This window comes from Paenibacillus sp. OT2-17 (genome assembly GCF_009827695.1).
In the GTDB taxonomy this organism is placed as follows: Bacteria; Bacillota; Bacilli; order Paenibacillales; family Paenibacillaceae; genus Paenibacillus; species Paenibacillus polymyxa_B.
In genome coordinates this window covers 1-5,959 of record NZ_WUDQ01000207.1, presented here as the reverse complement: position 1 = coordinate 5,959, position 5,959 = coordinate 1, and the positions used below count along the sequence as shown (strand labels likewise).

Here is a 5,959-nt window from a genome sequence, read left to right as displayed (position 1 = left end):
CGTCAGGCGGTGGTCAAACTGGAGGAATCCTCACAGGAGTTTGCAGCCTTGTATACATGTTTCAGGCCCCGAAGCAAACGGATATTAAGCAGTGGAAAAAGGTGGAGCTACTATATCAACAAGGATACGCTTACCACTCCTGCGGCTGCGGCGGCCCCGGGTACAGACCCTCCCGGCTGTCGGAGGTACCTGAATTTCTGGAGATACAGCGAACGTTTGAGAATAAGAGAGAGGCGCTGCTGTACCGACTTTTGCAGAGCTAGTTGACGCGGGCTTATAACAAACGTAAGTGAAAGTAAATTTGGCAATTGGAACAAACATATCCTGGATATATTAATACATATCACAGTGTTTCACAGTAAGTGTAAGCCAGGAATAGAGAATGAAATAAATTATCTTCTTTTTAGTTATCATAAAGAAGAGCCTATAGAATCACATTTGAGATGAAGTGAATTATAGAAACTTTCATGCTTTCCCATTTTCCCAAGTGCAAAGATGAACATGCCCGAAAAAAAATATAAGAGGTTCACTATACGCGCTTCGTTCGCTGAACTAACGGGCAGGTTAGCTCAATAAGAACCCGACGCAACTTCAGGGTTTCCTTAGGCTACATAGGAGCGATAGGGAACTATGCAGTAACTGAGTTCGGCTCGAGCCATGGTTTTTGATGTGACTAATGATAGCGGAAAATCAAAAAAGAACCTGGATAGTTTTATCAGGTTCTTTTATATTGCATATAAAACAGACACGATGATATAATCAGATTACGACTTCGTAAATTTTTAGGGACACAATTATTAAATCTTACAATTTAACTTTACCATGCCGCTAAACTCTTGTCAAATGTTTTTTTCTCAATTTTATAGTTAGGAGAGATATTGAATGAGTTCTTTGGTTCTCGGTTTTCAGGAAATGGAAAAAACGCAGTTTTTGCTGGTTGGCGGAAAAGGGTTAAATTTAGGGGAATTATCAAAAATTGAAGGAATACCTGTACCAGAAGGTTTTTGTGTTACAACAGTGGGGTATCAAAAAGCCATCGAACAAAAAGAAACGTATTATGCATTGTTGGACCGACTAACAAGGCTAAAAGCAGAAGAACGAGCTCAAATTGGTGAAATCAGCAGGCAGATTCGACAAATGATTATGGAAGTAGAAGTTCCTTCCGATGTTGTGGAAGCAGTTACTCACTATCTCTCCCGGTTTGGAGTGGAACATGCTTACGCAGTGCGTTCTAGTGCGACTGCTGAAGATTTACCACATGCCTCTTTTGCTGGTCAACAAGACACCTATTTAAATATCATTGGCAAAGAAGCAATCTTGCAGCATATCAGCAAATGTTGGGCTTCTCTATTTACGGATCGCGCGGTTATCTACCGTATGCAAAATGGATTTGACCACAGTCAAGTTTATTTATCCGTTATCGTTCAAAGGATGGTTTTCCCTCAGGCTTCAGGAATTTTATTTACCGCTGACCCGATTACATCCAACCGGAAACTGCTATCCATCGATGCCAGTTTTGGACTTGGAGAAGCACTGGTCTCTGGCTTGGTCTCTGCCGATTGTTATAAAGTACAGGAAGGGGAGATCGTCGATAAGAGGATAGCAACCAAAAAATTGGCTATCTATGGACGAAGAGAAGGCGGAACAGAGACCCGGCAGATCGATCCCGATCAGCAAAAGACTCAAACCCTTACTGAACAACAAATTTTGCAACTGGCACGCATCGGAAGACAGATCGAAGCTTATTTTGGTTACCCGCAAGATATCGAATGGTGTTTGGCCAATGATACTTTTTATATTGTCCAGAGTCGTCCAATCACGACTTTATACCCGATCCCTGAAGCGAACGATCAAGAAAATCACGTTTACGTATCTGTCGGTCATCAACAAATGATGACTGACCCGATAAAACCATTGGGATTGTCTTTTTACCTGTTAATAACTCCTGCACCCATGCGTATAGCCGGTGGAAGGTTGTTTGTTGATGTTACACATATGCTGGCTTCACCTGTCAGTAGAGAAACTTTCTTAAATACCCTGGGACAATCTGATCCGCTCATAAAAGACGCATTTATGACCCTAATAGAGCGAGATTTTATAAAATCGTTACCAGATGATAGAACAGAACGGAGTCCCGGTAATATCAGTAAAGGTAGGTCGTCTGCAGGTTTTCAAGCACAAATCGAAAACGATCCGGCAATCGTTTCTGATTTGATTAAGAACAGTCAAACATCGATAGAAGAATTAAAACAAAACATCCAAACGAAATCAGGAGCAGATTTATTTGATTTTATTCTGGAAGATCTCCAAGAATTAAAGAAGATCTTATTTGACCCACAAAGTTCAAAGGTTTTTATGACTGCTATGAATGCTTCGTCATGGATCAATGAGAAAATGTACGAGTGGTTAGGTGAAAAAAACGCAGCAGATACGCTTTCTCAATCTGTACCAAACAACATTACTTCGGAAATGGGTCTGGCGCTATTGGATGTCGCAGATGCGATTCGTCCTTATCCGGAGGTAATTGATTATTTACAACATGTAAAAGATGATAATTTTTTGGATGAAATGGTTAAGTTGGATGGTGGACAGGAAACTCAAGACGCTATCTATGCTTATCTCAATAAATACGGAATGCGATGTGCCGGTGAAATCGATATTTCGAGAACTCGTTGGAGTGAAAAACCAATTATACTTGTCCCCATGATTCTCAGTAATATCAAAAACTTTGAGCCTAATGCTGGCAATTGGAAATTTGAGCAGGGGCGACAAGAGGCTTTGAAAAAAGAACAAGAGTTATTAGATCGATTGAAGCAATTACCGGATGGTGAACAAAAAGCCAAAGAAACAAAACGGATGATCGATCTGATCAGGAATTTCATCGGTTATCGTGAATATCCCAAATACGGCATGGTTAATCGCTACTTCGTTTATAAGCAGGCTTTACTAAAAGAAGCCGAACAACTCGTACAAGCTGGCATTATTCACGAAAAAGAAGATATATACGATCTCACTTTTGAAGAACTTCACGAAGTCGTACGCACAAATAAACTGGATTATCAGATCATCAGTAAACGAAAAGACGATTACAAATTATATGAAAAACTAATTCCCCCGCGTGTAATCACGTCTGATGGTGAAATCATTGCGGGTGTGTACAAACGAGAAAATCTCCCAGCCGAAGCGATTGTAGGGCTGCCTGTTTCTACCGGAGTTATAGAGGGACGAGCACGTGTCATCTTAAACATGGAAGATGCTGATCTGGAAGATGGAGATATATTAGTCACCGCCTTTACTGACCCCAGCTGGACACCATTGTTTGTATCCATAAAAGGCCTAGTCACCGAAGTTGGTGGACTGATGACTCATGGAGCCGTTATCGCACGTGAATATGGCTTACCCGCTATTGTCGGAGTGGAAAATGCTACCAAGCTGATAAAAGATGGGCAACGAATTCGTGTGCATGGAACAGAAGGGTATATCGAAATATTGTAATGGCTGAATACGCTAAGTAATAGCCTCTGTCATAATGGACGGCATTAAATGCAACCTGTCATGGATAAAAGGTCATTTATCCTGTTCGTCCTTTTATCCATGACACAAACTGATTTATACATAGCTGACCCGATAATCTAAATCTCTTGTCCTTTACGGGAATAGGTACAAGTACTTTTCCTCGACTTGAGACAAGAACTTGTACCGTTAGAACAAAAAATCCGCTAAAATAGCGGCTTTTAATGTCTTGTTCTCGACAGTATCGGGTGTTAAATACCCAAATGTGCCCTCAGAGTCGAACCTGCATATTCGCTTCTGAACAAGCCTCTTTCAACCAACTGCGGCATTAGTTTTTCAAAAAATATTTTCATAGATTCTTCTGAACCGCCTGGAAGAGCTATAAATCCGTCAATAGCCCCAGCCTCAAACCGCTCAATAATATCGTTCAATACGTCCTCAACTGTTCCAACGGAAACCCAATGAGCAGATCCGACGACCTCGGGTCTTGCCAACACATCTTCCACTGTAGGCTGATGATTTATAATATACCAGCGCAAAAGCTCAGCATGTGTCCGGCTACGGACTGGGTGATTCGGATCGGGAAGCATATCGGCAGTTACGCGATGTTCCAAAGCAAAGCTGCTTAAATCAAGGCCAAGCACTGACTTGAGCAGTGCATGTCTGCGCTCCATATTTAGATGCGCATGTGCTGACTTATGTAATTCATGCGCTTCCTCGTGAGTTTCAGCCAAGAAAAAATATAATCCAGGCAAAACTTTGATGGCGTTCGGATGTCGTCCATGTTCTTTGGCTCTTTTTCTCAGATCATTTCGCAATTCCACTCCAGATTCAAGGTCTGGCATGGTCGCAAAAATAGCATCCGCTATTGAAGAGGCAAAATTTCGTCCTGTATCTGACGCGCCTGCTTGAAATAAAGGAATAGATCCCGATGTATGGGCAGGTAAAGTAAGCGGTCCCTGGACACTGAAAAAATCGCCTGAATGATTAATTGAAGAAACCTTATTCTTATCAGAAAAAATGCCTGACTCGCGGTCAATTACAATCGCTTCATCAGGAAAACTTTTCCATAGTTTGCGTACGACATCAGTAAATTCCATTGCTTTCGCATATCTTTCTTGCGGTGAAGGCATAGGCGAATCACCGAAATTTTCTGCGCCTTCAATCGAAGTTACGATATTCCAGCCTGCGCGCCCGTTACTGAGCCAGTGCAACGACTGAAGCTGCCTTGCGACAACATACGGTGGATTGAAAGTGGTGGAAACCGTTGTCACTAATCCAATCCGCTTAGTTTCACGAGCAATCGCCGCAAAAATCATTGTAGGATCGGGACTGCCAAGTTAGCGGAATCGCCCAGCATCTGCGGACTAACATAAAGATAATCCGCCTTGAAAACAAAATCGAGCTTTGCCTTCTCCGCCATTTTTGCCAAATCAATGTAATAGTCAATTGACCCCATCTTTTCCACACCGCTGTCCTGGTGCCGCCAACCGTCTCCTTTCATCCAAGTCGCAGATAAGGATAATCCAATGCATAATTGTCTATTTGTAGTCAACTCTATCAACCTTTCTCTATAGAAAAATAATGTTGCGCCTAGGTAATATTCCGATCAGTGCATGCTTAAGTAGGCGAAGCCAACCGAGTTAACATCCAACACCGACGTCTCTCCATGGCAACAAGCGCTCGGTGATCATAATCAGACCTCCGAATTAGTTAATAATGATTCTCATTATCAATATAGATTGTAGCAAGTACTACACAAAATGCAAATATACAAATCGCGAACGCTATATGTAGGATTATCTAATCCAGCCTTGCTGTGTGATTATTTATGATGATCTAATCTTAATCTATGCGTGATGCAGAGGGAGACACACCGAAATTATTTAAATACTTTTGATCTTGAACTTAAATTCTATTTCTTTTAGATGATAGTAAAGTCTATGAATTAATCCGTTTCCTTGGTTAGATAGGATTAAGCAATTGTTTCTATTCAACAAATATCCAAATAGTGATTGAGCTATCGAAAAACGATAGTTCGATGAACAAGACAGCAAGGCTATAGCATGCCAAGTTGCATTAGAATTTAAAGAGCTGGAAGTTGCAGCTTCATCTGCCCAACCTCCAGCCCGCCAAGCTCAACTATCCCGTCGCTCAGGCCAGCTGCAGCGAGAGCTTTCCTAATGAGAACCTTACGGTCATGGAACCCACAATTATAGTGAGTTCTATGATGTCCTTCGTTATTGGGGTAAAGTGACAGACTTGACTTGAGCAGAGGTATTTCCGTAAATATCCTTGGCCAGCACGAGAATATGCAGCGTATCGGCTTGGGAGGAACCACCCTGTTTGTATTTAGTAGTTGGAAGCGTTGCTGACCAATTGGCTTTATCTTCTATAATAACGACACGAATGCCATTGACATAAACTTTAAGCTGTGCGATATCGC

2 protein-coding genes and 2 pseudogenes are annotated in these 5,959 nt (G+C 41.7%); 2 read left to right on the top strand and 2 right to left on the bottom strand.

What is annotated here, in order from left to right; all coding sequences use genetic code 11:
• Together GRP75_RS17445 and ppsA are read left to right on the top strand one after the other, a co-directional pair.
• Positions 1–263: pseudogene (locus tag GRP75_RS17445) on the top strand (hypothetical protein); the annotation flags it as partial.
• Between the two features lie 619 nt (positions 264–882).
• Positions 883–3,495, top strand: coding sequence for a phosphoenolpyruvate synthase (gene ppsA, locus GRP75_RS17440; RefSeq protein ID WP_160789919.1), 2,613 nt, complete (start codon positions 883–885; stop codon positions 3,493–3,495).
• A 269-nt stretch (positions 3,496–3,764) separates the two neighbouring features.
• Here ppsA and GRP75_RS17435 read toward each other — a convergent pair.
• Both GRP75_RS17435 and GRP75_RS17430 read right to left on the bottom strand, forming a co-directional pair.
• Positions 3,765–5,068 (bottom strand): annotated as a pseudogene (locus tag GRP75_RS17435) (NtaA/DmoA family FMN-dependent monooxygenase).
• 685 nt (positions 5,069–5,753) lie between these two features.
• Positions 5,754–5,959, bottom strand: a 206-nt coding sequence (locus tag GRP75_RS17430; protein ID WP_160789918.1) for a hypothetical protein, incomplete at its 5' end; no start/stop codon positions are given.